Raw genomic sequence first — 26,673 nt, 5'->3', positions numbered from 1 at the left:
TTTCTGACGCCAATGTCAGATTTATCAATACATCCCATCAGATAAAGACTATAGGTTGTATAGAATTGCGCCCCACCCTTATCCACGCGCCAGCCATGGCCTGCCCTGGCCCACCAGCTCGAGCTTATTGAATGCATCCACAGGCCCATGACGTTGGTGTGCCCTCCCTGCTTGAAGCCCTGCGTTCAGGCACAGGTTTGCTACACGTGGCCCTGGAAAAGCGCTTGCCGTTCTTTTCTGCACAACTGGATGCCGGCTGGTATCAGCGATTGCTTGAGGCTTACTACGGTTTTTACCGCCCAATGGAATCGCGACTGTACGACAGTGGCTTGATTCCCGTGGGATTCGACCAGGCCCTGCGGGTAAAGACGCCGACCTTGCACACCGACCTGAACGCCTTGGGCTTGGCCAACCAGGCAATTGCCGGGTTGCCCGTCTGCCCTGCGCTACCCCGCCTCGACACACCGGCCGCCTGCCTGGGGGCGCTGTATGTGCTGGAAGGCGCAACCCTCGGCGGCCAGGTGCTGCGCCGGGAGATGGCCCAACGCCTGGCGCTGGACGCCAGCAACGGCGGGGCCTTTCTCAATGTATACGGTGCCGAGACCGGTCGGCGCTGGAAAGATTTTCTCGACTATTTGGGCCACGTCCCGCTGGACGACCTCGGCCGTCAGCAGGCGGTGGACGCGGCCTGCTCGACATTCCGCTGCTTTGAGCAATGGCTCGACGGCCAGGAGGTATTGCTGTGAAACCCCAGGATTTTGAAGAATTACTTGCCAACTGCGCCGACGAGCCCATTCGTTTTCCCGGCGCGATCCAGCCCCATGGCGTGCTGCTGACCCTGCGCGAACCGGACCTGCAGATCGTGCAGGTCAGTGCCAACGTCGCCAGCCTGTTCAATCACCAGCCCGATGCCTTGCTCGGCCAGACACTGGACACGCTGCTGGGAGCGGAAAATGCCAACCTCGTGAAGCAGATGGCCAGCCAATCCAGTTTCATCGACGCCCCGGCGCTGCACGTCACACTCAACGGTGCCGAGTTCGAGGGCCTGCTGCATCGCCACCAGGGCGTGCTGGTGCTGGAGTTCGAGCCGTTGCACAAGCATTTCCAGCCCAAGCCCCAGAATGGCCGCACCAGCAACCTGGGCAAGATGTTGCAACGTTTGCAGTCGGCGAAAACCCTGCAAGCCTTGTACGAAATCAGCGTCAGTGAAATCCAGGCCATGACGGGCTACGACCGGGTGCTGATTTATCGCTTCGAAGAGGAAGGCCACGGCCAGGTCATCGCTGAAGCATCCGCGCCGTCCATGGAACTGTTCAACGGCCTGTTCTTCCCGGCGTCCGACATCCCGGAGCAGGCCCGCGAGCTGTACCGCACCAACTGGCTGCGGATCATCCCCAATGCCGACTACGAGCCGGTGCCACTGCTGCCCAAGCTACGCCCGGACACCGGGCAACCCTTGGACTTGAGCTTCTCGACCCTGCGCAGCGTGTCGCCGATCCACTGCCAATACATGAAGAACATGGGCGTGCTGTCGTCCATGAGCATTTCCCTGATGAAGGGCGACAAGCTGTGGGGCCTGATCAGTTGCGGCAACCGCACGCCACTGCACGTGCCCAACGACTTGCGCACCACTTGCCAGACCATCGGCCAGGTGCTGTCGTTGCAGATCAGCGCCATGGAAGCCCTGGACACCAGCCGCCAGCGCGAGGAAAAGGTCGCGGCACTGGGCGTGCTCAACCAGGCGATGAGCGCTGCCACCGACAATGTGTTCGATGGCCTGGCCCAATACCCGCAAGTGTTGATGGACCTGGCGCAGGCCGGTGGCGTAGCGATCATTGACGGCCAGCAACTGCACCGCTACGGCCACTGCCCGGAGCCGGCGCAGATCCGTGCGCTGCACAAATGGCTACAGGAAACCGGGCAACCGGTGTTTGCCAGCCACCACCTGTCAGCGCTCTACCCGCCGGCGGCGGACTACCAGCCAGTGGCCAGCGGCGTCCTCGCCATGAGCCTGCCCAAGCCGGTGGACAATGGCGTGCTGTGGTTCCGTCCGGAAGTCAAAGAGAACATCCAGTGGAGTGGCGACCCGAAGAAACCGTTGGCCCTGGAAAAATCCGACACGGGCCTGCGCCTGCGCCCACGCACCTCGTTTGAAATCTGGAAAGTGGAAATGGCCGGCATCTCCACCAAGTGGAGCCACGGCGACCGTTTTGCCGCCAACGACCTGCGCCGTTCAGCCCTGGAAAACGACCTGTCACGCCAGGTCCTGCGCGAGCAGCAGGCAGTGCGTGCCCGTGATGAATTGGTGGCAGTGGTGTCCCACGACCTGCGCAACCCGATGACCATCATTTCGATGCTCTGCGGCATGATGCAAAAGGCCTTCAGCTCCGATGGCACCCATTCTTCGCGGCGTATTTCCTCGGCCATCGACACCATGCAGCAAGCCGCCGGACGCATGAATGTGTTGCTCGAAGATTTGCTCGACACCTCCAAGATCGAGGCCGGCCGCTACACCGTCAGGCCCGTGCAACTGGAGGTCAGCCAGATCTTTGAAGAGGCCTATGCACTGCTCGCCCCCCTGGCTCTGGCAAAGGGCGTCGACCTGTCGTTCAACGCCGAACCCGGCCTGCAAATCAATGCCGACCCGGAGCGCCTGTTCCAGGTGCTGTCGAACCTGATCGGCAACGCCATCAAGTTCACCCCACGCCTGGGCAATATCGGGATTTCGGCGATGAGCAATGGCGAGGAGATTGTATTTGCGGTGCGCGACTCCGGCGAAGGCATTGCCCCCGAGCAACTGCCCCACGTGTTTGACCGCTATTGGACCAAGGGCGAAAACAACCCGACGGGCAGTGGCCTGGGCTTGTACATCAGCCAGGGTATCGTCCAGGCCCACGGCGGGCGGATCGAGGCCGAAAGCGAACTGGGGCGAGGCAGCGAGTTTCGCTTTACCGTACCCAAGGTGGCGGGCTTGTGCTGACCGTTTTGCAGGAGCCGGCTTGCCGGCTCCTACAGGTGTTGGTTGCTTTGACAAAACACCGACATCCACTGCGTTAACCTAGCCAGTCCAATCCCGCACAGAGCCATGTTTTCATGCTGCAACCCGAGACTTTGCCCGCCGTCCTCGCCGGCCCCCTGTTGCGCCGCCTGGAGCCGGGGCGCCTGGTGTTGTGGCTGGTGGGCAGTCGCGCGCTGGCATTGACCCTGCGGCTGCAGTTCAGCCAGGACCAGCACCCATGCGTTCTGGATATTGAACTCGACGCCACCCGCTGCCAGGTGATCCCCGTGGGCCGCGCAGCCTTTATCCACCTGATCGATGTACCGCTGGCCACGCCGCTGCCCCAGGACGTCCCCATCAGCTACGACCTGCTGATCAATGATCAAAGCGGTATCGCCCAATGGGCCCCGCACCTGCTGTACCCAGGTGCCAAGACCCCGGATTTCATCCTGCACAGCCGTATCCACCAGTTGCTGCACGGCTCTTGCCGCAAACCGCACCATTACGCCGATGAAGGCCTGCTTTGTGCCGATCGCCTGCTGGCCGCAGACCGCAGCCTGGCCCAGCGCCCAGCCCTGCTGATGATGAGTGGCGACCAGGTGTACGCCGACGATGTGGCCGGGCCGATGCTGCGCGCCATCCATGGGCTGATTGCGCGCCTGGGCCTGTTCGACGAGCACCTCGATGGCGCCGTGGTGGACGACAGCACCAAGCTCTACGACCACCCCGCCAGCTACTACCATCGCGCCGACCTGCTGCCGGCCCTGGAAAGCAACGAGACCCTGCGCGAACGCTTTTTTGGCGGGGTGAAAAAACCCATCTTCACCAGCAGCACCGCCGACAACCACCTGGTGACTTTTGCCGAACTCGTGGCGATGTACCTGCTGGCCTGGTCGCCGACACCCTGGACCCTGATCGCCGCACAACCTCCCAGCGGGCTCACGCCCAAAGAACAGGAGCGCTACGCCCGCGAGCAGGTGCCTGTGGATAAGTTTCGCGACGGCCTGGGTGGAGTGGCCCGGGTGTTCGCCCATGTGCCATGCCTGATGATCTTCGATGATCACGACATCACCGATGACTGGAACCTCAGCGCCCAATGGGAACAGACCGCCTATGGCCACCCGTTCTCCAAGCGCATCATCGGCAACGCCCTGCTCGCCTATATGCTCTGCCAGGGCTGGGGCAATAACCCCGATGCCTTCGCCCCACTCGTGGAAAAAACCCTGGCCCTGACGGCGACGGCCCAGGACCACGCCAACCATTTGTCCGCGCCCGCCCAGGACCAGTTGCTCGAAGACCTCCTGAAGTTCCAGCAGTGGCACTACGTGCTGCCCACCACCCCGGCGCTGGTGGTCATCGACACCCGCACACGGCGCTGGCGCAGCGAATCCACGCTCAAGCAACCCTCCGGCCTGCTGGACTGGGAAGCCTTGAGCGAGCTGCAACAGGAACTGCTCGACCACCCTTCGGCGATCATCGTGTCGCCCGCGCCGATCTTCGGCGTCAAGCTGATCGAGACGGTGCAGAAAGTCTTCAGTTGGTGCGGCTACCCACTGTTGGTCGATGCGGAAAACTGGATGGCCCACCGGGGCGCCGCGCAGGTGATCCTGAATGTCTTCCGCCACTCCCGAACCCCGGGTAACTACGTGATTCTGTCGGGAGATGTGCATTACTCGTTCGTCTACAAAGTACTGATCCGCCAGCGTAATGCCGGGCCGCACATCTGGCAGATCACCAGCAGTGGCATCAAGAACCAATTCCCGCCGCGCCTGCTGGAATGGTTCGATCGCCTCAATCGCTGGCTGTACTCACCCCGTTCGCCCCTGAACTGGCTCACCCGCCGTCGCCGCATGCAGGTGGTGCCGTACATCCCGGCACATGCCGAAGCCGGCGAACGCCTGTGGAACAGTGCGGGCATTGGCCAGGTGTTTTTCAACGAGCAGGGCCAGCCCGAGGCGATTTACCAGCACAACGCCAACGGGACGCCACCCACGCGCATGCTGGAACCGCAATAGCCCAGCCGGCGCCAATAATGGCGTTTAGCCACACTTTCATCGCCCCTTCTAAGCCGGCAAACCTCGTTGTACAGTACGCGCAGCCACGGAGTATCGGCGTTAACACCTGACTGGCCACAGTGAGCCAGCATCCTCGCAGGGAGCGCGCAGATGGGCGATACATCCGATTTTGATCCGTTGAAAAGTGAGCTTTTCGACGTCAACGCCGACCTGGTCCATGCCATCATGGAACTGGTCAGCGATGGAATCTGGGACTGGGATGCCAACACCGGGTTTGTCTATCGCAACCCCGGCTGGTACGAAATGCTGGGCTACGATCACCACTCCCTGGAAAACACGGTGTTCACCTGGGAAAGCGTGATCCACCCCGACGATTACCCCCATGTGATGAAACTCTTCGACGACTACATCAACAGTCGCACCCCCCTTTATCAGGCCGAATATCGCTGTCGCAAAAAAGACGGCACCTGGTTGTGGATCGAAGACCGAGGCTACATCATCGCCCGCAACCCCGATGGCTCGGTGTGGCGCATGGTCGGCGCCCACCGCAGCATTCATCAACGCAAACGTTCCCTGGAACAGCTAGAGCGGCGCAACCAATCCCTTGAAGCGCTGGTAGCCGAACGCACCCGCGAACTGTCGCGGGTCAACCAGCAACTGCAGTTGCAACTGGACGAAAACCGCTCCCTGGCCGAGCGCGATACCTTGACCCGGATTGCCAACCGCTATCGCCTGGAAAAAGTCCTGTTCGAGGAGTGCGAGCGCGCCCAGCGGTTTCGCCTGCCGTTGGCGGTGATTGCCATGGATGTCGATGATTTCAAGCCCATCAACGACCAGCACGGTCACGCCGTAGGTGATGCCACGCTGTTGCGGGTGGTCGAACGCCTGGAACACTGCGTGCGCCAGGGCGACCTGCTCGCGCGCTGGGGAGGCGATGAGTTCATGGTGGTCCTGCCCAAAAGCACCATGGAAACCGCCAGGAAGCTGGCCGAGCGCATCCGCCAGGCCATTCACGACATCCCCCCCGTGGGCGATTTCAAGGTGACCTTGAGCCTGGGGCTGGCGCAACGCCTCCCTGACGAGCCCCCCACCAACCTGATGGCCCGGGCAGACCAGGCGCTGTACCGGTCCAAGGCAGCGGGCAAGGACCGGGTTTCACAGTAACCGCGCACAGGCTCCGACAGTCCGCACTACACCAGACTGTAGGAGCCCAGATCAGTAACGCGCGTCCACCGGCTTACCGCCGTTCGGCCAGTCCTTCACCTTGTCCGGGAAGTCAGGGCGTGGTTTTTGCGAGAAGTAGGCAGCGACGTCTACCGCTTCCTGGTCCGACAAGCCGCCCTGGCCCAGTGGGAATTTCTCGTGGAAGCCGATCGGCATGTTGCGTTTGACGAACGCTGCCGCCGTGTAGGTGCGGGCCATGCCGGCGCCGATGTTGAAGGACTGATCGCCCCACAACGGTGGGTACACCAGGCTGCCGTCGGCGCGGGCCAGGCCCTCGCCGTCGTTGCCGTGGCACACCGCGCATTGCTTGGCGTAGACCTGCTCGCCATTGGCCAGGTCGGGCTTGATGGCCGGGTCGATCTTGCCTACGCCACGGCCGGGGACTTTGTCCTCGGGCTTGGTGTTGTTTTTCATCCAGTCGAAGTACGCCACCATCGCCTGCATGTCCGCCGATTGTGGTGGCACGGGCTTGCCATTCATCGAGCGGCGGAAGCAACCGTTGATGCGCTCTTCCAGGCTCACCACCTTGCCAGCACGCGGGGCGTAACTGGGGAAGAATGCCGACACACCCACGAACGGCGAACCATCAGCCACAGTGCCAGCGTTGAGATGGCAACTGGTGCAGTTCAGCGAGTTGCCGACATTCTCGGGCAGCAGTTCCTTGGTTTGCAGGTGCAGGCGCATGCCGCGTACCACCTGGTCGGCATTCGGCGCCGCCAGCAGGTTGGCCAGGCGCGGCGTCTCGAACGCCGAGGAGTCGGTGCTGACCGGGTTGAGCTGGTCACGCATTTTCTTCACCTGGGCGGTGCTGATTGGCGTGCCTTCGTTACCCCAGCGCGTGCGCACAAAGGTGAGGATTTCCGCTACTTCGTTATTCCCCAGGCGTGCGAAGCCCGGCATGGTGTAGACCCGGGGATGGGCGGCGGTCTCGGCGGTTTCCCAACCGGTGAGGGTGATGTGCAGCAGCGAGGTCGGGTTGCTGGCCATCACGCCGGCGTTGCCGGCCAATGCCGGGAACAGGCCCTTCACGCCCGCGCCGTCGCTGCGGTGGCAATCGCTGCAAAACTGCATATAGCCCAGGCCGCCCCGGCTGGTGAACAAGTCCTTGGGCAGTTCGACAGGGCCTTTGGCGACAGCCGGCATCGGCAAGTCGTCCTTGCCCGGTGGCAGGGATTTGAGATACGTCGCAATGGCCGTCAGGTCGGCATCCGTGAAGTGCTGGGTGCTGTGACGGATCACGTCCACCATGTTGCCCGACACGGTGGCAAAGCGGTTCTGCCCGGTCTTGAGCAACTGCACGGTGTCTGGCACCGTCCACAGGTTACGCAGGCTCAAGGCACGCCAGTGTTCGACGGTTTCCCCGCCCAGGTAGTGCTCGCCGCTGCCGCCGGCGTCGCTCATAGCTTTTTCCTGGAAGGCGATACCGCGTGGGGTATGGCACGAGCCACAGTGGCCGAGGCCCTGGACCAGATAGGCGCCACGGTTGAGCACGGCATCCCGGGCCGGGTCGGGCTGGAACGGTTGTTTGTCGAGGAACATGAAATTCCACAACGCCAGGCCCCAGCGCTGGTTGAACGGGAAGCCCATGTCTGCCTCAAGGTTGGCCTTTTTCACCGGCTCGACGGCTTGCATCAGGTAGGCGAACAGGGCCCGCATGTCCTCTTCGCTCATCTTCGCGTAGGACGGATACGGCATCGCCGGGTACAGGTTCATACCGGCCGGTGTCACGCCTTCGCGCATCACGCGGTCGAACTGTTCGAAGCTGTATTGACCAATCCCGGTCTCACGGTCCGGGGTGATGTTGCTGGAGTAGATGGTGCCCATGGGCGTGTTCAGCTCCAGGCCACCCGCCATCTCGGCGCCTTGCTTGGCGGTGTGGCAGGCGATGCAGTCACCCAGTTGGGCAACGTATTTGCCCTGGGCGATCAGTTCAGTATCGGGTTTGGCGGGTTCGTTGGCGTGCAGGGGAAGCGCAAGACACAGCGTCGCCCCCATCAAGGCCAAACGTGACAGAGAAAGGGCCATCGCATTATTCCTTTAATAACCTGGCCTGGGGGTTGGCCCCTGGGTACAGGTTTTGTCTTCGTTTTTATGAGGTCATCAGGCGGATAACCGGGGCTGGGTAAGCCCCGGTTGTGTTGTAGCGGATTTTCGATGGTGGCCCGTTGATATGGATCAGGGCCGAAGCGGTTCAGGCGTTTTGCAGGTAGTGCGCAGCGTCGAGTTCGATCATCACCGGTTGAGGGGTGGCGGCCAGGCTTTGCAACAACGCGTGCAAGGCCTGTGGCGTGTCGGCCGTGTGGTGGGCGACGTGGCAACTGCGGGCCATCGCGGCAAAGTCCGGGGTCAGGATATCCACCCCCAGCGGCGTGATTTCCCGGGCCTGCATATAGTCCCGGATCTCGCCGTAGCACTGGTTGTTCCACACCACCAGGATCACGCCGATGCCGGCCTCGCGGGCCGCGATCAGTTCGTTGCTGGCAAACTGCAGGCCGCCATCGCCCACCAGCGCCACCACCGGCCGCTCGGGCTTGGCCAGCTTGGCGCCGATTGCCGCTGGCAATCCGTAGCCGAGGGTGCCGTAGCCGGTTCCGGCATTAAACCAACTGTTGGCAGCCGGGGCCTGGTAGCCCACCGCGCCCTGGTACACCGGCTGGGTCGAATCGCCGACGATCAGCGGGTCGACCAGGCTGTCGCGCAGCAGGTCCAGCAGGCCTTGCAGCCCCTGCTGCTTGGCATTCCACGTCTCGCGCTCCAGGCGGTTGACGCGCTGTACGCTGTCCTGTGCCCAACGCCCGCTCGGGGCGGGTGGGCGGACCTCATCCAGCAGCGCCTGCAACCCTTCGCGGGCATCGCCCACCAGCCCGACATGGGCGCGTTGCACGCCCATGACTTGCATCGGGTCGATATCCAGGCGGATCAGCGGCGCCTTGAATTTCAGTGGGCCAAGGCCGAAGAAATCGTAGTCGGTTTCTCCCAGTTCAGTGCCCACGGCGAGGATCACATCGGCCTCGTCAAACAACGAGCGGCCGTGCCTGGAAGACTGCACGCCGTCCAGCAACAACGGGTGGCCCATGGGCAGCAAGCCACGGGCATTGGTGGTCAGGGCCACCGGCGCTTGCAGGCGTTCGGCCAGTTGCTGCAAGACTTCGGCGCAATCACGGGCGCCGCCGCCGGCGAGGATCAGCGGCCGCCGCGCCTCATTGAGCAGGCTCAACGCCGCCCGCAGCGAGGCCGGCGCCGGGGCCGGGGCGCCTGGCAGGCTGCGGGGCATCAGGTTGAGGTCCACGGCGGGCATGTCCAGCACATCCAGGGGGATTTCCAGATGCACCGGGCGTGGGCGCGCGCACTTGAACACGGCGAAGGCGCGGGCCAGCAATTCCGGCAATTGCTCCGGCGATTGCAGGGTATGGCTGAACGCACACACACCAGCGACCATCGCGCGCTGATCCGGCAGCTCGTGCAGATGCCCGTGGCCCAGGCGCAGGTGTTCGCGGCGGTTGGTGGTGGAAATCACCAGCATCGGCACCGAGTCGGCATAGGCCTGGCCCATGGCGGTCAGAATATTGGTCATGCCGGGGCCGGTGATGATGAAACACACCCCCGGCTTGCCGCTGGCGCGGGCGTAGCCGTCGGCCATAAAGCCGGCGCCCTGCTCATGGCGCGGGCTGACATGGCGCAGGCGGCTGCCGTGCAGGCCGCGATAGAGCTCGACGGTGTGCACGCCGGGGATACCGAACACGGTATCTACCCCATAACCTTCCAGCAGGCGAACCAGGGACTGGGCGCAGGTGGTCATTGCTCATTTCCTTCTTATTGTTCTGTGTCGATTGGCCAGACCTTAGGGCGCGCTCGGAGGGCGGACAAGCAAAAAATTTACCGGCCATTGGCAAAAAAAATTCACGGATTGCCGCGCGTCAAAGCCCGCCACCCAGCTGCGATTTCACCCACTCGCCAAATGCCTGTACCACCGGGCGCTCGACTTTCTGGTGATCGGCCACCAGGTAATAGCCACGGTTGGACTCAATCTCGGTCTCGAACGGCCGCACCAGCAAGCCCCTGGCCAGGGCCTCGCCGCTGATCAGGTTGTCGCCCATGGCGATGCCCTGGCTGGCGATGCACGCCGACTGCACAAAGTGCGCATCGGCAAACACGATGCCGCGCTGCACATCGACATTCGGTGCACCGGCGGCGGCCAGCCAAACGCGCCAGTCGGAGTAGTCGATCATATGCAGCAACGGCGCACCGGCCAGGTGCTCCGGGTTCTTCAGGCCGCCCATGGTGTTGACCAGGCGCGGGCTGCACACCGGGAAGTAGCGCAGCGAGACGATCTTCTGCACATGCTGGTTGGGCCAGTCGCCCATGCCGTAGGCGATAAACAGGTCGGCGCCGTGGTCGCTGGTGTCGTCCGGGGTGCGCGGTGATATCAGGTGCAGTTCGACCTGTGGATAAAGTGCCTGGAAGTCGGCGATATGGGTGCACAACCAATAGGTGGCAAACCCCGCCGGGCTGCTGATACACAGGCGCCCGCTGACCTGCTGGCCATCGAAACGCTGCCCGGCCTCAAGGATATTGGCCAGCAGCCCGTGGATATCCCGGGCATAGCGCTCGCCCTGCCAGGTGATGCGGATATTGCGCCCGGTGCGCTCGGTCAGGGCAAAACCCAGGGTCTGTTCCAGGCTCTTGATCTGGTGGCTGATGGCGCTGGGGGTGAGGTTCAGCTCGGTCGCGGCCTCGGACACGCTGCCCAGCCGGGCCACCGCGTCCAGCGCGCGCAAGGCGGTCATGGAGGGGTAACGCATGGATGTTCACCTGCTCAAAGATACCCGCACCATAGCCGCAATCGCGCCTGAGACATAGCCGCCGGCGCGCGGGACAGTTGAATTAAATTTCAATATCGAGCGAAAAATGCTCGATTGACCTCAAGTGGCCAGTGGCTATTCTCGACCTGCATCACGGCATTCCCAGACTGGCCGGCGATGGTCGTCAGCGATGACGTGGGCATTCTGGATAAATGCGGTGTTCTGGCGTTTTTCGCTGGCAAGCCAGCTCCTACAGGGGGCGGTGTCCAGGTTGATCAATTTACAAAAATAAAGAGGGAAAACCCTTGAACCCAGTCACCCCGGTGGTCGCCATCGATGCTTTGCACAAGAGCTATGCCGCGCACCATGTTCTCAAAGGCATTTCCCTGCGCGCCAATGAAGGCGATGTGGTGTCGCTGATCGGCTCCAGCGGTTCGGGCAAAAGCACCCTGCTGCGTTGCATCAACCTCCTGGAAATACCCTGCAGCGGCAGCCTGCGCATCAACGGCGAAGAAGTGCGCCTGAAAAAGGACCGCGCCGGCAACCCGCTGATCGCCGATCCTGACCAGGTGGCACGCCTGCGCACGCAACTGGGCATGGTGTTCCAGAGCTTCAACCTGTGGCCCCACCGCACCGTGCTGGAAAATGTCATCGAAGCACCGGTGTATGTGTTGGGTGAAGACCGCAAGGACGCCATCGCCCACGCCGAGCACCTGCTGGAAAAAGTCGGCCTGGCCAGCAAGCGCGATACCTTCCCCGCCTTCCTGTCCGGCGGCCAGCAACAGCGCGTGGCCATCGCCCGCGCCCTGGCCATGCGCCCGCGCGTGTTGCTGATGGATGAACCCACCTCGGCCCTCGACCCGGAACTGGTCGGCGAAGTGCTGAAGGTGATCCAGGGCATCGCCGAAGAAGGCCGCACCATGATCCTCGTCACCCACGAAATGGCGTTTGCCCGCGATGTATCGAGCAAGGTCATGTTTTTGCACCAAGGGTTGGTTGAAGAAGAAGGCACGCCCCAGCAAGTCTTCCACAACCCCACCAGCGAGCGTTGCCGCCAGTTCGTCATGGCCCAGGACAATCGCGTTTGAACTGCCGCTTCCATCCTTCAAAACAATAACTTCGAAAGGGTCAAGCCATGCATAACTCTCTGAAATCCCTCGCCGCCGGCTGCGTGCTCGCCGTGCTGTCCCACAGTGCAATTGCCGCCGAGAAAATCGTCTTCGGCATCGCCCTGGAACCCTACCCGCCGTTCTCCGAAAAAGCCGGCAATGGCGCCTGGAGCGGCTTCGAGCCGGACCTGATCAAGGCCCTGTGCGAACGCCTGCAAGCCCAGTGTCCGCTCAAGGAAGTGTCCTGGGACGGTTTGATCCCGGCGCTGCAATCGAGCCAGATCGACGTGATCCTCAACTCCCTGAGCATCACCGAGGAGCGCGAAAAGGTCATCGCCTTTACCGCCCCGTACTACCAGACTCCGGCCATGTGGGTCGCCGACAAAAGCCTGGAGCTGGTCACCACCCCCGAAGGCCTCAAGGGCAAGCTGATCGGCGTGCAGGGCTCGACCTCCAACGCCACTTACCTCAAGGCCTACTACGCCAAGGGCTCGACCCTGCGCTACTACAACACCCAGGACGACATGACCGCCGACCTGCAAAGCGGGCGGATCGACGTGATGCTCGCCGACGCGCTGACCATCGAGCCGATGCTCAAGTCTGATGCCGGCAGCGGCCTGGCCGACAAGGGCCTGGCGCCCAAAGACCCGCTGTTTGGGTCCGGCATCGGTGCCGCAGTGCGCAAGGGTGACGACAGCCTGCGCGAGCAGCTCAACACCGCACTGGCGGCGCTCAAGGCTGACGGCACCTACGACAAAATTCGCAGCCGCTATTTCAGCGTCGATATTTCCGCGCAATAACGTCCAACGGAACGCGCCATGATTTCTTTGTCCGAACTCACCCAGCTGTTCGTCGCCGATGGCTGGCTCAACGCCCTGCTCCAGGGGGCGGTGGTGACCTTGCAGATTTCCGCCGGGGCCTTTGTGCTGGGCCTGGGCATCGGCCTGCTGGTGGCCATGATCAAGCTCAAGGGCCCACGCTGGATGGTGCGCCTGGCCAACCTGTACACCACGCTGTACCGCGCGGTGCCGGAGCTGCTGCTGATTTTGCTGCTGTATTACGCCGGCACCGACCTGCTGAACATGGCGATGGCCGCCATGGGCCGCGAGAGCGTGACGGTCAACGGTTTTATCGCCGCCGTGCTGGTGCTGGGCATCGTCCAGGGCGCGTATTCGGCAGAGATCATTCGCGGCGCGATCCAGGCCATTCCCGTGGGCCAACTGGAAGCGGCGCGGGCCTTTGGCATTGAGCGCTGGCTGCTGGTGCGCCGGGTGTTGCTGCCGAGCATGTTGCCGTTTGCCATGGCCGGCCTGTCAAACCTGTGGCTGGTGCTGGTCAAGGACAGCGCGCTGATCAGCATCGTCGGCTACAGCGAGTTGCTCTCGGTGGGCAAACAGGCGGCCGGTTCCACCAAGCATTACCTGGTGTTCTACCTGGCGGTGGCGGCGGTGTATTTCATCATCACCCTGATTTCCAACGGCGCCTTCCGGGTGTTCGAGCGACGGATCAACCGCTGGATGCCGCAGCACTAAGGAGCGCAGCCGATGGACTTTTCATGGATCAACAGTTTTGGCAACGAACTGCTGCACGGCCTGGGCATCACCCTGAAGTTGCTGGCCTTGTCCGGGGTGTTTGGCTTCTTGCTGGCGGTGCTGGTGGCGTTGGGGCGCTTGTCGTCCAACCCACTGATCAGCGGGCCGTTGCGCGCCTATACCGCAGTATTCCGGGGCACGCCGCTGCTGGTGCAGATCTACATCCTGTATTACGGCGTGGGCAGCGTGTTTGCCAGCTACCCGCTGATTCGCGGCAGCTTCCTCTGGCCGTACTTGCGTGAAGGTTTCTGGTACGTGGCCCTGGCGCTGATTTTGTGTGTCGGCGCCTATGTCGGCGAAGTGCTGCGCGGTGCCCTGCGCGCCGTGCCACGGGGCGAACTGGAAGCGGCGCGGGCGTTTGGCATGAAGCGCCTGATGGTGCTGCGCCGGGTCTGGTTGCCACGGGCCCTGGAGTTGGTCAAGCCGACGCTGGTGGGCGAAACCGTGCTGCTGCTCAAGGCGACTGCGCTGGCCTCCACCGTGGCCGTCACCGACCTGCTCGGCGCCGCCAACCTGGTGCGGGCACAGACGCTGCGGGTGTATGAGCCCCTGTTGGCGGTGGCGGTGATCTACATTGTCCTGGCGTTCGTGATCGAACACGTCTTCTCGCGCTGGGGCAAAGTCCCGCAGCGCCAGGCTTGAATCAATTTTAGGAGAACAAGGATGCGTTATTCACCGTTTGTCGAGCGCATTAGTGGCGAGTCCGTCAGCGCCTGGGATATTCACTACGCGGCCGTCGAAGCCCGTGGCCGTGGCGAAGATGTGATTGTGTTGAGCGTCGGCGATCCCGACTTCGCCACCGCCAGTGCCATCTGCGAAACCGCCGTCGACGCCCTGCGCGCCGGCGACACCCATTACACCCACGTCCTCGGCCGACCGGCCCTGCGCGAGGCGATTGCGGCCAAGCAAAGCCGTCTGCAAGGCATCGCCGTACACGCCGATAACGTGGCCCTGGTGGCCGGTGCGCAAAACGGCCTGTTCGCCACCTCGTTGTGCCTGTTCAGCCATGGCGACGAAGTGCTGGTGCCGGAGCCGATGTACCTGACCTATGAGGCGTGCATCCACGCCTCCGGTGCGCGCATCGCGACCATCGAGCAACCGGCGGCCAACGGCTTTCGCCTGACCCGCGCGGCCCTGGAAAAAGCCATTAGCGCCAAGACCCGGGGCATTGCCCTGGCCACGCCGTGCAACCCCACCGGGAACGTCTACAGCCGTGAAGAGCTGGAGTTGGTGGCGGAAGTCGCCCGCGAGCATGACTTGTGGGTGATTTCCGATGAGGTCTACGGCCAGATCACTTACGACCAGCCGCACCTGAGCATCGCCTCGCTGCCGGGCATGGCCGAGCGCACCGTGGTGCTCAACAGCCTGTCGAAAACCCACGCCATGACCGGCTGGCGCGTGGGTTGGGTGGTGGCGCCGACCACATTGGTCGGCCACCTGGATAACCTGCTGCTGTGCATGCTCTATGGCTTGCCGGGGTTTATCCAGGAAGCGGCGATCAAGGCCCTGGAACTGGATGACGAGGTGGTGAGCGACGCGCGCACCGTGTATCGCCGCCGGCGTGACCTGGTGGTGGCCGGCCTGGGTGACATCGCCGACCTTGATTGCCGGGTACCGCAGGCCGGGATGTTCATGCTGGTGGACGTGCGCCGCACGGGGCTGTCGAGCATGGACTTTGCCTGGCAGCTGTTCCGCGCCACCGGGGTGTCGGTGCTCGATGCCCAGGCGTTTGGCGCCAGTGCCGAAGGCTTTGTGCGCATCTCCTTTACCGTCGCCGACGACACCCTCAAAGACGCTTGCCAGCGGATTGCCGGGTTTGTCGAGGGCCTGAGAGCCAACCGCTGATTATGTGAACACTGGGCTTTATGTAGGAGCTGGCTTGCCGGCGATAGCGGTGTGCCAGCCATCCCATTTGTGACTGTTGCACCGCCATCGCAGGCAAGCCAGCTCCCACCCTTTGATCGTCGCCGCTCCTGAATATTGAGGTTTCCCCCGTGACCGCTTCCGACCAATTCACTTCCACCCACTCCGTTGTCGGCGAGCACGCTGACCTGGTGTTGCACCACGGCCGTTTCTACACCCTCGACCCGGCCCAGCCATGGGCCGACGCGGTGGCGATTCGCGGGGGACGTTTTATCGCAGTCGGCACACTCGCCGACCTGCAACACCTGATCGGCCCGCAGACCCGCCAGCATGACCTGCTGGGCGCATTCTGCATGCCCGGCCTGCACGACATGCACACCCATCCGGACCTCGCCCTGGCGCCACGCTACAGCGATGACCTGGACGTGGGCATCGAAGATCCCACCCCCGAACAACTGGCGGCGGCGATCCACGCCTACGCCGATGCCCACCCAGGCGATGGCTGGATCTACGGCCAGTATTGGGTGCGCTATACCTTCCGCGAAGCCGGCCTGACCCCAGGGCGCGAGTGGCTCGACAGCATCATGCCGGACCGCCCGGTGGCGCTGCTGGACCGTATGTGGGGGACCATGATGGTCAACTCCTGCGCCTTGAAACTGGCCGGCATCGACCGCCACACCGCCGACCCGCGTAACGGCTATATGGAGCGCGACGAACTCAGCGGCGAGCCCAACGGCCTGATGATCGACGGCGCCTACGCGCTGATCCACGCGGCCATGCCGCCGACCCCGGTGGCGGTGCTGCGCCGGGCCTATCGCGACGGCGTGCATTTCCAGAGCTCGCGTGGCGTTACCGCGACCAAGTATGTTCACGTCTGCGAGCGACGCCTGGACGCCCTCAAGGAGCTGGACGACGCGGGCGAATTGAGCCTGCGCGTGGAAGCCGCGATCAGTTGGCAGGACGACATCTTCCCGGTGCGCCGGCGTTGGGAATTGCTCGGCGGCGAGCGTCACTACTATCGCAGCGCGCGGCTGAACGCCAACGCGGTGAAGTTCCACTTCGACGGCACCGTGGAGCCCAAGTCTTCGTACCTGATGACTGATGCCGAGCGCGAAAAACTCGCGCTCTAATCTGAGATAAATAGCTTCAGATTCTTTTGCACGTGTTGCAACAGAATATCAAAACAGACAGGCAGGTTCGGCCTGAATGCCTCAACTGAAGATCAGCGCTTCCTTCGTGTCAGTCCCTTTACCGCCACCGAGCGCGCACTTGATGTCGGTGGTCTCCATGTGAAAGCCAGCAAACATCATTACCCGACTACTGAGCGTGTTATGCGAGCCAGCCTGGCGGGCTTGGTCGGTGCTCAATATCCGGGAAGTTTGGCGACTGGGTCCAATCGCGCAGTGCTTGTCGGTATGCCTGCAATGCTGCGTATTGTTCAGCAGTAATAGTCGTAGGACGCGCTACTTCCAATTCGTCCCTGTGTCGTACGACCACAGAATCGGTCTCGGCTAAAATCCTGTCTCGCCAAGTGCGTTCGCGCCGTTCAAGTTCTGCGTCACTGGGCGGCGGTGGCTCAACAGCAACAGGCTCTCCCTTTGAGTTGGCTTGAATGACTTTACCTTGGGACTGTGCGACTAGGAGCGCCAGATACTTGTCCTGGGGCAAGTCCCGCAGTTCGGCTTTCGGGGGCAGCGAGCATTTAGGGTTCGGCACTTCAATTAGAGGCGGAACCGCGTCAGTATCCGGGACGCTAATCAGTGGAGCCTCTGCGCCTTCTTCATCGTCACTAGGAGCCCAATCGGGATCAGCAATCTTGATTTCTGGCTGCTTCCACTTGGGATCAACTACCAAGATAGTCCGGGGGCCGTGAACCTCATCGGTATAGAACCCGACACTCTTTGCGTGAAAATAAGCGCTCATCTTAATAACCCTCCGCTTCTACGATCAGTGTCAGCCCGTACTGCGGATTTAACCCCCATTCATCTACGCGCAAATTGCACCCTGTGCGGGTCAGGTCGGCATACGCACATGAGACGGTTGCCGGCGAACCATTGGTATGGAGAAACGAAAGCTTCACTGAATCAGCTTGCTCTGCAAAGGCGACAGGCCATGTAACTGCACCCGCCCATGCCGTTGAGACATCACCGATGTAGATGGAGACCCGCTGACGTAGCAGGCCTGTATCGTCGCATTTCCACCAGCCTGGAATACCCTTCTGGCAGGTGTTTTTCGGCAGGGTGGCTTGGGTGATGAAGTACACCGGCTGATCATCGACAGCTCTCCTGAAGTAAGGGAGATTGATGTCTCCACCCCATAATCCAGCCACGCTAATCGCATCACGGGTGAGCTTTTGATTAAACCTCACATCCGACTGAGTGACAGAGTAGACGTCATAAATTCCATGCCCTACAGCGGTAGGCGGAAGCCCATCCAGGTCGGAAAATGCGTGACGATGCACTCGGCGGGCAAGCTGCAAAATAGCGCCGGTCGAAGACTGCATGAAATAAGGAAGGTCCGGGTTATCCGAAACCAAGCCTGCGTGAGATATCCAGTCGCTGACAACACGCTGGGCTAAACGGACATCTGTTTGCCCAATGGTATACGTGTTGTTTTTGTCGGCTTTCATCTCAGGATTGAAGTTTGAGGTCAGCCATAACGCACCGAGGTCAGTAACATCAACAGCAGCTTTTAACCCTTCCGCAGCCCAGGAAAGGGTAATGCGATTTTCCGAGCCTGTTGTAACAAAACCGGCCCTTGTTTCGTTTTTTGTAAAAACGTCAGTGAGTTTGTAGCCATCGCGGGTTGTTGGCTTGCCACTCAAGCTATCGAAGCTGTGTCCGTGGGAAGACAATGACAGGTTAATGACATGGCCTACAGAACCGTCAGGTTTTTTGAACCTGAAATACGGGGCGGCTGGATCTCCATTCACCACACCCGCCGCCAGTATGCTGTCTGCGGCAACCCGCTGATCGAGCAGGCTATCGGTCTGGAGCTTGTTGTATGCGTCTTTAATGCCCGCAGCCGCAAGGGTATCGGGATTGCTCCCAGACACCGCGATACCTTTTACGTTGAATTCCACCCTGGTATAGGTGCCTGCACCAATACCGCTGTCGGCCAACGTCAACGTAATTTCAGTGTCCGAGCTGCCATCGTATGTCCCGGTACCACTGACCGCGCCTTTGAATCTGAGGGTGCGGGCGGTCGCCAGTTGAGTGGCTTTGCCGATGGCGGTAGTGCCACTAACGATCTTGGCAATGGCAGCTTTCAGCCATGCAGTACGGTTTCCAAGCTGCTCGGCCTGTTTGTTGGCTATGCCACCAGGACCGCCAATAACTCGATCAGATGTTTCGATCTGATAAATACCATCCGCAAAATCTTCGGTTTCCGGCAAGTTAGACATCAAACACTGCTCCCATGGTTGTACAGCCCGTCATAGCGAGCGGCGCCGTTGTAGCGGATGGCCACGGCTTGATACTCAAGCGAGGCAAGTCGGCACCTTTTAGGCGCGATGGAGGACAACATGCGGCGGATCAGGTCCGCCTGGTCGTTGGTGATGGGCTCATTGAAAATCACGCGATACGCCGCCCAGGCACGGGAGTCGCCATACACGTAGAGGCCATTGAAAGCGATACTGCCGTCATAGACGCGCCCACCGAGCCCTTCTTGCAGCTGAACTTCGCCAAAGCCCAACAGCCGGATGATTTCCCGGATCGCCCAGGGGGTGCCTTTGTAACGGTGCAGCTCAACCGCGTTTTTGATCAGGTTCCTGCGGGCATCTTCGGACTCGGCGAGCAGCCAGACGGCCTCATCGAGCAGGCTGAACTGATCGGCCAGCACTGGCAGCAGTGGCGCTTTCACCAGGTCGACGAGGTAGACCAACATCGGATTCAGATCGATGCTGGCATGCCGCTCTTCAAGCAACTTGCACAACAGTGCAAAACGTTCATCACCCGCAAGCGCGGGCGGCAGGGTTAAATCAGCCATCTGCCGTACCCGCATAAAGAATGTCTATGCCTGAACAATCGGCCCAGCCATGGGGCTGCAACACTAGAGGTACCGCTGGCAGCTCCAGTGCGGAGCGATACACGCCAGCGACTTGGAGTCTGGCGTTGAGTTGTTCAGGCACGATGTCGATACCAAGTCCGGCGCGTAGCTCCTCGGCGTACTCTTCGGCAGCCTTTTTCACTGCAGCCAGTGTGGGTTCCCGATCCGCCCAGGCGTACAACGTGATGTGTGACCTGATGCGCCAGTCGATCCGGTCCGGCATCTGCGCTCGCACGGTGTCACACAAGGGACGCAGCTTCTCTCCGCTCAGATAGCTCTCGATTTGCTCCAGGAGGGTTGCCGTTGGCATGCCGGTTTCAGTGAGCGGATGAACAGCCACTTCACCATCCGGCAAACCATCGTCCGGCCCGCGAACTGCCACATCAATAATGGACTGGTGAACTGACAGTGCGTGATAACGATAGGCTCCCCGACTGCCTGCTGTGGTGTAGGCCTCGGGGGCAAGGATGATGCGCTCTTTGTAGTGGTCGTCGGTTTCGTCCTCTGCGCCGTCCACTGGAACAGAGAGGTTGCTGGCAGTCAGTCCGGCGAAAGGCTGGCCGACCAACGTGTTGATCTGACCGATGGCCCAGCCATTGCCAATAACACCTACGATCTCGCAGATGGCGCGTACCTGCACGGTAAGTGTTCCGGCCTTGAGAACAACTTCCTGACGTGTGAGATAGGCCACTGCGCCATTTTGAGTTGTGACTCGGGTGTTGGCTGAGATCAAGCGGTCCTGCGAGTGCGCTTCGGGGACCACAAATTGGATATTGCAAACCGCGCCAACGGCCAACAGACGCGGCGTGCCGACCAGGTCGCCCAAATAATCAAGAATCGGGCCACTACTGAACCGCACCAGGAGCTTCTCGCCGGCATTCTGGATCGCGGCCTTGATACGGGTTTCCGAATAGGCCACCTGGTTAAGGAAAAGGCGCTCGATCTGGGCTGGGAATAGCGACTTGCCGGACTCCAGCTCGTAGCTGGCAATTAACTCGGCTTCAGTGGCCGCTGGGTCGATCTTGACGAATTCGGGTTTAGGCAGCTCGCGCATAAGGCACCTCGGTTAGCTGAGGAACGCCATCAGCAACTCGCCATTGCACCCTTACAGTGACATGGGAGCCGTCAATACTGACCTGTACCTGGACGACGGTAACGCGGGTTTCCCAGGCACGAATGGCATCAACCGTTTCACGCACCAGGTGCGGTGTGACACGGTTGGTGGGCCAGTCGATATATAGATGTAGGTTGCTGCCAAACTCAGGCCTGTGGGCATCACTACCCTTGGGCGTGGTCAGGATGATGCGAATAGCCTGGTCAATGTCGCGCAGGCCCTCGACCACCTCGCCGGACGTACCGAGAGCGGGCTGCCAATGGGCGGCGGTGATGCTGGTGTAGGGAGTGGGCGTTGTCATGCGCCCATCATGGGAAAAACGAAGAGCGTCGGCATTTAAACCGGTTTAAAGACCGACGCTCTGAGGGGTTTAGTGAGTATGGTTTTTTGAGTTGCCGCCTACATCCATGATAGTGCCGGTCGCATCAATGTTTCCGTCCACATTGAGGTTGCCATTGACCTTCAGGTTCCCGTTGAGGGAAACGTCCTGGATGTCCAGAGTCGCCGAGGGAGCCTTCACCACCACTGGCTCACCAGCTTCAACCGTGATGTTCCTGTCGCACTTCAAAAGCAGTGCCCCCACGCAATCGAGTGTCATGACCCCTGCAGCACGGTCGTAGGTAGTGACCGTCCCATCGCTGTACCTCACATAGTCAGTGTCTTCATCCACAACTGGCGGCGGCTCTGTGGTCGAATAGATCCCGCCAAGGCAAACACCGCCAACGCCATCAGCATCGAGCAGTACCGCAACCTGTTCACCCAGTTCAGGCATGAGTGGTCGACGCTGTGTGCCCTGGGTATTGCGTTGGGGGACGTTAAGCCAATAGCTCTCAACGCCGTCCCGTTCATCCAAACGGACCCGCACACGGCAGCCCAGGTAATCCACGGCGCTGATCTCGCCGTATTGCAGTTCAACGCCCATTCATTATTCCCTTCATTATTAAGCAACCACTTCGCGCTCGATCCCGTAGGTCGACAACGCGAGATCTGGCTTGGTGGTTTCCAGAGTGAAACCGATGGAGGGTGCCGACACTCGGCACACCTCCTGGTCGACGGTGTAACCACCACTACGGGTCATGCGGTGCTGTGACGAAAGGATCATATAGTTGCCGCCCAGCTTGCCTGCGGCGATTAATGTCACCACATTGCCACTCACCAGGTTGGGACGGCCCATTGCTGTCCAACTGCCCGTAGTGCGCTCACGGTTTGCCTTGGCCAGCTCCGCCTTGGCTTTGGCCTTGGACTCTTCTGCAGAGGCGCTGCGCTTGCGGCTCTTCTTGGTATCTCCACTGGTGGTGGTCTTACTGGCACTACTCGGCACTGCGACCATTTCACCATTGATGAGGCGATAGCTGACCAGTTGCTTCTTGACCGGGTCTTTGTGCTTAACCTCAACGGCCTTTGGCACGTCCTTGATTTTGTCGCGTAGGTGGACGTTGGCCTGGTCTTGCAAAAGCTGCGTGGCGACCGGCTTACCTTTCGCCAACTCATTGATGGAGTGGAACACCAACTTGCTGCCGGTCACCTTGAAGGCATAGTCGTATTCATCTGCCAGATTGCTCAGGAAGGTCAGATCGGAATCTTGTTGGGTCAGACGGTCGAGTTTGATGGGCTCGATTTTGCCGATTAACTCTAGTCCCAGGCGGGTTGCAATTTGCTTCGCCACTGCGTCGAGTGTGAGGTTTTCATAGGCATGATGTTCAGTGGTGCGCAAAGCCAACTTGATGCCGGTTGCCAAGCCATGAATGGTCACGGTTGAGGCCGGGGTCCGCAATTCCACCTCGTCGATCTCAAAACGCCCCAGTGTTCGCAGCGGCGCACCTTCCCAACCGATGGCCAAAGACAATGTATCGCCGTGCCCTGGATACCAGGCATCCCGCCACTTACCTTCGGTGTCCTCCAGTTCGACCTCCAGACTGTCCGCCTGCCCAGACAGATAGTCTCTGTACGTCAACGAGAGTAGGTGCAGACTGATGTTGTGGGTGATGTTGCGCTGTTGATAGGTCAGCACGAAACGCGCTTCGGGTACTTGCTTCGGGATCAACGCATCCATGGTGGGAGATCCTCAGCGGTGGCCAGCGGCTCCAACATTGGAATGGCCAAGGTCAGTCCCGCTGGTAATGCGGCAGTGATGGGCACATGCGGGTTGGCATGAACGATCGGAAAGTACCGATGTGCGTCGCCGTAGTAACGCCAGGCCAATTGGTCCCAGCGCTCACCCTCTGTTGTCACGTGGGTTATAAGCATCAGGCTCTCCGGGTCAGGACTTCAGCGGTCAAACCGGCCAAGCGCTTACTGGCGCTGCCCATGATGGTGACGGCTTGCCCCAAGGATTCACGCGAGGCCGCAAAGCGGTCGACGATGTTGCCCAGGTCAACGGGGTCCAAGCTTGAGCGTGACCCCATGACGCTGCCAAGAACGTCATCACCCAGACGAGACAGATCGGCGCCGTCATCGAGCAGCCCAGCGACAGCTGACAAACCTTGCAGCGGCTCGATGGCGCGTGCGGTAACTCCCAATAACTGAGGGACCTGCCCCAGGATCATTGATGGGTTGCCGCTCTTGGCTGCGTCGTACATGTTCTTTCCCGCTCTCAGCACGTTGCTGGCCGTTTTGGCATGACTGAGCGCCAGTTGGGTGGCGCTGGGTACCGGGGTCATGCTTGAGAGCAGTCCAGGTGAACCAAGGGCAGTAGCTCCCGTCGACGCCGGATCAAGAAGCCCCTGACGAATGACTTTTCGGGTGAAGGCTCCGGTGTACTCGCGCAGGCTGACTTGCACGGTCGACGCCACGACCTGGCCAACTGCCGTGGCGCGTCGAATGGCGTTGCTGACGCGGGTGATGACATAGGGGCCGATGTATTCACCACTGCCCATGACGAAGGCCAAGGGTTCGTGCTTGCTTTTGGCCTGGCGCAGCGAGCGCCAGCGTTCAGCTGGATCTCCCAGCATTGGATGCAGTTCAATGGTCAGGTTGATTTCGTCCAATCCTTCTCCGATCCATTCGAGCAACGGTTTTCCCTGGATGCGTGCGTGTTCTGCCCAGTCGGCAGAGCCGCTTTGTTCCATGCCGTTAATGCCACCGGCCACGGTGAACTCAATAGTCCCCAGAATGGCAAACATCAGGCACGTCCTCCACTCGGTGTGCCGTAGCTACGGCGGTTTCTGTCGTGCTCAAAGCGCTCCATCATCCGTAAGAAGTCGGCATAGCTTGCCTGTAGGCCTTGATTCACTTGTTCCATTACGCCCGGCCCGCCCGGCACATTGATCTGAGGTGCGAAGGTCACTTCAATCTTTCCGCCCATGCCACCACCTCCCATCATGCTGGCCCTCGAAACGTCCGCAGGATTGGGTGGCGCCATGTTGACCTTGGATTGGGATGCCATGCCCAGTGCCGCTTTACGCACCAGGTCAGACTGACTGGCGATGCCAAGGGCAGCACCCTCACTGATATTGGCGCCGTAACCTAAGAAAACCCGGCTGGGGGAATGGATCTGCAGATCCCCGGTGAACCAGCTCTTGATCGAGGAGCCCAGTCCGACGACTGCATCCTTAACCGCTGCGGCCTTGTTCCTGATGCCGTTGACCAGGCCATCAATGATCATGCTGCCGAACTCGGTGAACTTGCCTGGCAGTTCAATACCGAAGTAACTCATTACTCCAGAAAACACTCTGTAGAACAGGCTCATCGGTGAGAAGTTGAGGATCAGCGCGGCAACTCCAGCCAGGCCGCCATCAAATGCTTTCGGGATATCGCTGATACCCTCTAGAAGCCAACGGACAGGCGTTAACAGTCCTGAGAGAACAGCACCAACAGCCCGACCGAACTCAATACCCGCCCAGGTGGCGCGCCCCAGCTCATCACCCGACACTTGAACCGGACTGAGTAACTCACGGAACCAGGTGATCACCGGTTTGATGTATTCCCCCAGTTTCGCCAGCAAGGGAGCAACGGGAGCAAAGGCTGCTGAGAACGCATCACCTATCGGTTTGAGGCCGTCTTTTAGACCGGTGAAAAAACCGATCATCCAGGCCTTGAGTGGCTCCCAGTTTTTATAGATCGCGAGCCCCAAGACAGCTAGGGCTACTAGGCCGCCGATGATCCAGCCAATCGGAGTCGCGGCAATTACGCCGCTCAATGCAACCACTGCGGCAGAAAGACCCGGCAGTGCCGTTGTCACCCCTGTGACACCAGCGATAAATGGCGCCAATCGAGCGGAGAGTAAAGCGCTGTTGAGCAAGGTAGCTTTGCCCGACAGCAACGCCATGGTGGTACCCATACCGTTGAGCGCAGACGCACCAAGGTTGGCGCCATACTTCAAGGCAATGAAGCCCAGTTTGAGTGCAACCACTCCCGCGAGGACCTTGATCACTCCGCTGACCAGGCCTGCGTTCTCTTCAGTCCAGGCCGAAAATGAACGAACCAGCGGAATGGCTGCCTTGGTGATGTCGAGCAATGCCGGGAGCAAAACGCTGCCCAGACTGATGCCCGCATCCGTTACCCCCACGCTCAGTGCTTTAAGTTGTTCCTTTGGGCTGCCCATGCGCTTTGCCCAGTCGAGGTCTAGAACGCCTTTATCAGCTGCCTCAAGCCCTCCTTTTTGGATGCTGGCCTGCTCCTCCTGGTTGGCCAGCGCCGGACGAACAAAAGACAGCACTTGCTGATCGCGGAAGAGTTCGCCCAACTTGTAGGCTTCATTCAAGCGGTCCAGCGCGATCTGCCGCTCCTGGTCATCTTTCAAGGCCATCGCACGCTGGAATCCTGCTGCAGCAGCAGGCCCTTTGGTGCTGGTGTACTTGGTGATGGTGGTCATCATGGCCTGCATCGGTGTCAGACCTTGGCTGATCAAGCCTCTCATCGTGTCCTGCAGGTCGACACCTGCATCCGAGAACGCTTTCAGCGTGTCGGGTGCGGTGATCTTGGAAAGGAAATTCTTGAAGTTGTTGGCTGCTTCGTCGTTGCTGCCTGCACCCTTACGGGCGATCTGCAGCGAAGCACCGATCTCGGCCACAGCGCGTTCGCCGGTAATGCCCAGGGCGGCAAACTGAGGCGTTAGCTGCGGCAGCCACTTGGCCATGTCGGCCAGCTCAAACTGACCGCGTTTACCTGCGTAGGCCAGGATGTTCATTGAGCGCTCAAGGCCCGACGCGCCAATGCCCAGGTTGTCATTCAGCGCGATGGCCACCGATCCAAGGTGTTCCATGCTGGCTCGCGTTGCCGTCGCCGCCTTCGCCATCACCGGAGCATAAGCCGCCAGTTCTTTCGCGCTGGATATGCCACCGGCAATCAGTACCCCAGCACCGTTGGCCACCTCGGTTTGGGTTTGATTCCAGCGCAATGCGGACTCACGCAGCACGTTGCCGAGGCGCTTTTCCTCCCCCTCATCGAAGTCACCCGTGATGGAGATGTCCCGCGTCTGATCTTGGAAGTCAATCGCCTGGCGAAACGACTGAGCAATGGGGGCACCGACCACCGCTGCTGTACCCAGCGTTTCAAGTGCCTGTCCGCGCAGTTCGCCCCGTTCATTTTTTAACTGTGCACCACGGGCCAAACTGGTGTTGAGACGCTCCTGTTTGATCTTGAGTTGATCAATGGCACGTCCCACCTGGTCGTACTGGCGACGCAGACGCTCTACACTAGTACCGCCACGCGCCAGAGACGCCGCCAGTTCGGTGCCGATGAGTTTTTGTTTGGCTGTCAGGCCGTCCGTTGCACGCCCCAGTTGCTGGACCGTAGATTTGGCCGAACCAAAAGCGGCGCTCAAGCTACCAGCAACCGTGGCGCCGATTTTTAACCCGACAAGAACTTCATTGGCCATGGCGTGCCCAGCTATTTATATGGAGAAGAGGGTGTGTCGCCCTGGTGCGGGCGACACGACATTGCGCGGGGGATGTGATCGGACTACTGCT

General features: G+C 60.8%; 21 protein-coding genes and 2 pseudogenes. 10 read left to right on the top strand and 13 right to left on the bottom strand.

Translation table 11 applies throughout. The features are described from left to right. The first annotated feature begins 131 nt into the window (after window positions 1-131). The 4 genes from HBO05_RS24310 to HBO05_RS24295 all read left to right on the top strand — a co-directional run bounded on the left by HBO05_RS24310 (window position 132) and on the right by HBO05_RS24295 (window position 6,177). Entirely contained in the window at window positions 132-746 is a 615-nt protein-coding gene (locus HBO05_RS24310; RefSeq protein ID WP_170042987.1) for a biliverdin-producing heme oxygenase, read from the top strand. After that, window positions 743-2,980: an ATP-binding protein gene (locus HBO05_RS24305; RefSeq protein WP_172314386.1), complete on the top strand. Its 2,238-nt coding sequence runs from the start codon at window positions 743-745 to the stop codon at window positions 2,978-2,980. The genes HBO05_RS24310 and HBO05_RS24305 overlap by 4 nt, the downstream gene beginning before the upstream one ends. A 113-nt stretch (window positions 2,981-3,093) precedes the next feature. After that, window positions 3,094-5,013 (top strand): alkaline phosphatase D family protein, encoded by a 1,920-nt coding sequence (locus HBO05_RS24300; RefSeq protein ID WP_172314384.1) that lies wholly within the window; start codon window positions 3,094-3,096, stop codon window positions 5,011-5,013. A 150-nt stretch (window positions 5,014-5,163) separates the two neighbouring features. Next, a complete protein-coding gene (locus tag HBO05_RS24295) occupies window positions 5,164-6,177 on the top strand; it encodes a diguanylate cyclase (RefSeq protein ID WP_170058275.1) in 1,014 nt (337 codons plus the stop codon). A 51-nt stretch (window positions 6,178-6,228) separates the two neighbouring features. Here the strand turns inward: HBO05_RS24295 and HBO05_RS24290 are convergent, their stop codons facing one another. From HBO05_RS24290 to HBO05_RS24280, 3 genes are all read right to left on the bottom strand, one after another. Further along, window positions 6,229-8,262 (bottom strand): c-type cytochrome, encoded by a 2,034-nt coding sequence (locus tag HBO05_RS24290; protein ID WP_172314382.1) that lies wholly within the window; start codon window positions 8,260-8,262, stop codon window positions 6,229-6,231. Window positions 8,263-8,428: 166 nt separating this feature from the next. Next, window positions 8,429-10,036: a 5-guanidino-2-oxopentanoate decarboxylase gene (locus HBO05_RS24285; protein WP_170042992.1), complete on the bottom strand. Its 1,608-nt coding sequence runs from the start codon at window positions 10,034-10,036 to the stop codon at window positions 8,429-8,431. A gap of 118 nt (window positions 10,037-10,154) precedes the next feature. Further along, window positions 10,155-11,039, bottom strand: coding sequence for a LysR substrate-binding domain-containing protein (locus tag HBO05_RS24280; RefSeq protein ID WP_029300234.1), 885 nt, complete (start codon window positions 11,037-11,039; stop codon window positions 10,155-10,157). A gap of 323 nt (window positions 11,040-11,362) precedes the next feature. Between HBO05_RS24280 and HBO05_RS24275 the strand changes: the two are divergent. The 6 genes and pseudogenes from HBO05_RS24275 to HBO05_RS24250 form a co-directional block, all read left to right on the top strand. Continuing rightward, a pseudogene (locus HBO05_RS24275) lies at window positions 11,363-12,127 on the top strand (ATP-binding cassette domain-containing protein); the annotation flags it as partial. 47 nt (window positions 12,128-12,174) lie between these two features. After that, window positions 12,175-12,948: a transporter substrate-binding domain-containing protein gene (locus HBO05_RS24270; protein WP_169956230.1), complete on the top strand. Its 774-nt coding sequence runs from the start codon at window positions 12,175-12,177 to the stop codon at window positions 12,946-12,948. Window positions 12,949-12,966: 18 nt separating this feature from the next. Continuing rightward, window positions 12,967-13,680 (top strand): ABC transporter permease subunit, encoded by a 714-nt coding sequence (locus HBO05_RS24265; protein WP_169902072.1) that lies wholly within the window; start codon window positions 12,967-12,969, stop codon window positions 13,678-13,680. 12 nt (window positions 13,681-13,692) lie between these two features. Next, a complete protein-coding gene (locus HBO05_RS24260; RefSeq protein ID WP_057437876.1) occupies window positions 13,693-14,382 on the top strand; it encodes an ABC transporter permease subunit in 690 nt (229 codons plus the stop codon). A 21-nt stretch (window positions 14,383-14,403) separates the two neighbouring features. Continuing rightward, window positions 14,404-15,585 (top strand): aminotransferase class I/II-fold pyridoxal phosphate-dependent enzyme, encoded by a 1,182-nt coding sequence (locus HBO05_RS24255; RefSeq protein WP_170042993.1) that lies wholly within the window; start codon window positions 14,404-14,406, stop codon window positions 15,583-15,585. A 149-nt stretch (window positions 15,586-15,734) separates the two neighbouring features. After that, window positions 15,735-16,703 (top strand): annotated as a pseudogene (locus HBO05_RS24250) (amidohydrolase family protein); the annotation flags it as partial. Window positions 16,704-16,932: 229 nt separating this feature from the next. On the opposite strand, the gene HBO05_RS24245 reads toward HBO05_RS24250, so the two are convergent. The 10 genes from HBO05_RS24245 to HBO05_RS24200 form a co-directional block, all read right to left on the bottom strand. Beyond that, window positions 16,933-17,526 (bottom strand): phage tail assembly chaperone, encoded by a 594-nt coding sequence (locus HBO05_RS24245; RefSeq protein WP_172314380.1) that lies wholly within the window; start codon window positions 17,524-17,526, stop codon window positions 16,933-16,935. A 1-nt stretch (window position 17,527) separates the two neighbouring features. Beyond that, window positions 17,528-19,006 carry a hypothetical protein gene (locus HBO05_RS24240; RefSeq protein WP_172314378.1) on the bottom strand — a complete coding sequence of 493 codons (1,479 nt, stop codon included), beginning with the start codon at window positions 19,004-19,006 and terminating at the stop codon, window positions 17,528-17,530. Beyond that, a complete protein-coding gene (locus HBO05_RS24235; RefSeq protein ID WP_262381456.1) occupies window positions 19,006-19,605 on the bottom strand; it encodes a phage tail protein in 600 nt (199 codons plus the stop codon). The genes HBO05_RS24240 and HBO05_RS24235 overlap by 1 nt, the downstream gene beginning before the upstream one ends. Continuing rightward, complete coding sequence (locus HBO05_RS24230) at window positions 19,583-20,704, bottom strand: baseplate J/gp47 family protein (RefSeq protein WP_172314376.1); 1,122 nt, start codon at window positions 20,702-20,704, stop codon at window positions 19,583-19,585. The genes HBO05_RS24235 and HBO05_RS24230 overlap by 23 nt, the downstream gene beginning before the upstream one ends. Further along, entirely contained in the window at window positions 20,688-21,065 is a 378-nt protein-coding gene (locus tag HBO05_RS24225; protein WP_172314374.1) for a GPW/gp25 family protein, read from the bottom strand. The genes HBO05_RS24230 and HBO05_RS24225 overlap by 17 nt, the downstream gene beginning before the upstream one ends. A 69-nt stretch (window positions 21,066-21,134) precedes the next feature. After that, window positions 21,135-21,686, bottom strand: coding sequence for a phage baseplate assembly protein V (locus HBO05_RS24220; protein WP_172314372.1), 552 nt, complete (start codon window positions 21,684-21,686; stop codon window positions 21,135-21,137). 18 nt (window positions 21,687-21,704) lie between these two features. Beyond that, a complete protein-coding gene (locus HBO05_RS24215; RefSeq protein WP_172314370.1) occupies window positions 21,705-22,817 on the bottom strand; it encodes a late control protein D in 1,113 nt (370 codons plus the stop codon). Continuing rightward, window positions 22,805-23,011 (bottom strand): tail protein X, encoded by a 207-nt coding sequence (locus HBO05_RS24210; protein ID WP_172314368.1) that lies wholly within the window; start codon window positions 23,009-23,011, stop codon window positions 22,805-22,807. Before HBO05_RS24210 ends, HBO05_RS24215 begins: the two co-directional genes overlap by 13 nt. Beyond that, window positions 23,011-23,886: a phage tail protein gene (locus tag HBO05_RS24205; protein WP_172314366.1), complete on the bottom strand. Its 876-nt coding sequence runs from the start codon at window positions 23,884-23,886 to the stop codon at window positions 23,011-23,013. Before HBO05_RS24205 ends, HBO05_RS24210 begins: the two co-directional genes overlap by 1 nt. Then, window positions 23,886-26,582: a phage tail tape measure protein gene (locus tag HBO05_RS24200; protein WP_172314364.1), complete on the bottom strand. Its 2,697-nt coding sequence runs from the start codon at window positions 26,580-26,582 to the stop codon at window positions 23,886-23,888. The genes HBO05_RS24205 and HBO05_RS24200 overlap by 1 nt, the downstream gene beginning before the upstream one ends. Between the last annotated feature and the right edge of the window lie 91 nt (window positions 26,583-26,673).

Source organism: Pseudomonas sp. WS 5079, assembly GCF_012985465.1.
Classification (GTDB): domain Bacteria; phylum Pseudomonadota; class Gammaproteobacteria; order Pseudomonadales; family Pseudomonadaceae; genus Aquipseudomonas.
This window is presented reverse-complemented; position numbering and strand designations above follow the sequence as displayed.

Bases quoted from the DNA above. Each gene is read 5' to 3' on its own strand.
- HBO05_RS24200 (WP_172314364.1), bottom strand. From the start codon at position 26,582: ATGGCCAATGAAGTTCTTGTCGGGTTAAAAATCGGCGCCACGGTTGCT.
- HBO05_RS24265 (WP_169902072.1), top strand. From the start codon at position 12,967: ATGATTTCTTTGTCCGAACTCACCCAGCTGTTCGTCGCCGATGGCTGG.
- HBO05_RS24295 (WP_170058275.1), top strand. From the start codon at position 5,164: ATGGGCGATACATCCGATTTTGATCCGTTGAAAAGTGAGCTTTTCGAC.
- HBO05_RS24235 (WP_262381456.1), bottom strand. From the start codon at position 19,605: ATGCGGGTACGGCAGATGGCTGATTTAACCCTGCCGCCCGCGCTTGCG.
- HBO05_RS24230 (WP_172314376.1), bottom strand. From the start codon at position 20,704: ATGCGCGAGCTGCCTAAACCCGAATTCGTCAAGATCGACCCAGCGGCC.
- HBO05_RS24270 (WP_169956230.1), top strand. From the start codon at position 12,175: ATGCATAACTCTCTGAAATCCCTCGCCGCCGGCTGCGTGCTCGCCGTG.
- HBO05_RS24225 (WP_172314374.1), bottom strand. From the start codon at position 21,065: ATGACAACGCCCACTCCCTACACCAGCATCACCGCCGCCCATTGGCAG.
- HBO05_RS24205 (WP_172314366.1), bottom strand. From the start codon at position 23,886: ATGTTTGCCATTCTGGGGACTATTGAGTTCACCGTGGCCGGTGGCATT.
- HBO05_RS24310 (WP_170042987.1), top strand. From the start codon at position 132: ATGCATCCACAGGCCCATGACGTTGGTGTGCCCTCCCTGCTTGAAGCC.
- HBO05_RS24240 (WP_172314378.1), bottom strand. From the start codon at position 19,006: ATGTCTAACTTGCCGGAAACCGAAGATTTTGCGGATGGTATTTATCAG.
- HBO05_RS24300 (WP_172314384.1), top strand. From the start codon at position 3,094: ATGCTGCAACCCGAGACTTTGCCCGCCGTCCTCGCCGGCCCCCTGTTG.
- HBO05_RS24260 (WP_057437876.1), top strand. From the start codon at position 13,693: ATGGACTTTTCATGGATCAACAGTTTTGGCAACGAACTGCTGCACGGC.
- HBO05_RS24215 (WP_172314370.1), bottom strand. From the start codon at position 22,817: ATGGATGCGTTGATCCCGAAGCAAGTACCCGAAGCGCGTTTCGTGCTG.
- HBO05_RS24245 (WP_172314380.1), bottom strand. From the start codon at position 17,526: ATGAGCGCTTATTTTCACGCAAAGAGTGTCGGGTTCTATACCGATGAG.
- HBO05_RS24255 (WP_170042993.1), top strand. From the start codon at position 14,404: ATGCGTTATTCACCGTTTGTCGAGCGCATTAGTGGCGAGTCCGTCAGC.
- HBO05_RS24280 (WP_029300234.1), bottom strand. From the start codon at position 11,039: ATGCGTTACCCCTCCATGACCGCCTTGCGCGCGCTGGACGCGGTGGCC.
- HBO05_RS24210 (WP_172314368.1), bottom strand. From the start codon at position 23,011: ATGCTTATAACCCACGTGACAACAGAGGGTGAGCGCTGGGACCAATTG.
- HBO05_RS24285 (WP_170042992.1), bottom strand. From the start codon at position 10,036: ATGACCACCTGCGCCCAGTCCCTGGTTCGCCTGCTGGAAGGTTATGGG.
- HBO05_RS24220 (WP_172314372.1), bottom strand. From the start codon at position 21,686: ATGGGCGTTGAACTGCAATACGGCGAGATCAGCGCCGTGGATTACCTG.
- HBO05_RS24290 (WP_172314382.1), bottom strand. From the start codon at position 8,262: ATGGCCCTTTCTCTGTCACGTTTGGCCTTGATGGGGGCGACGCTGTGT.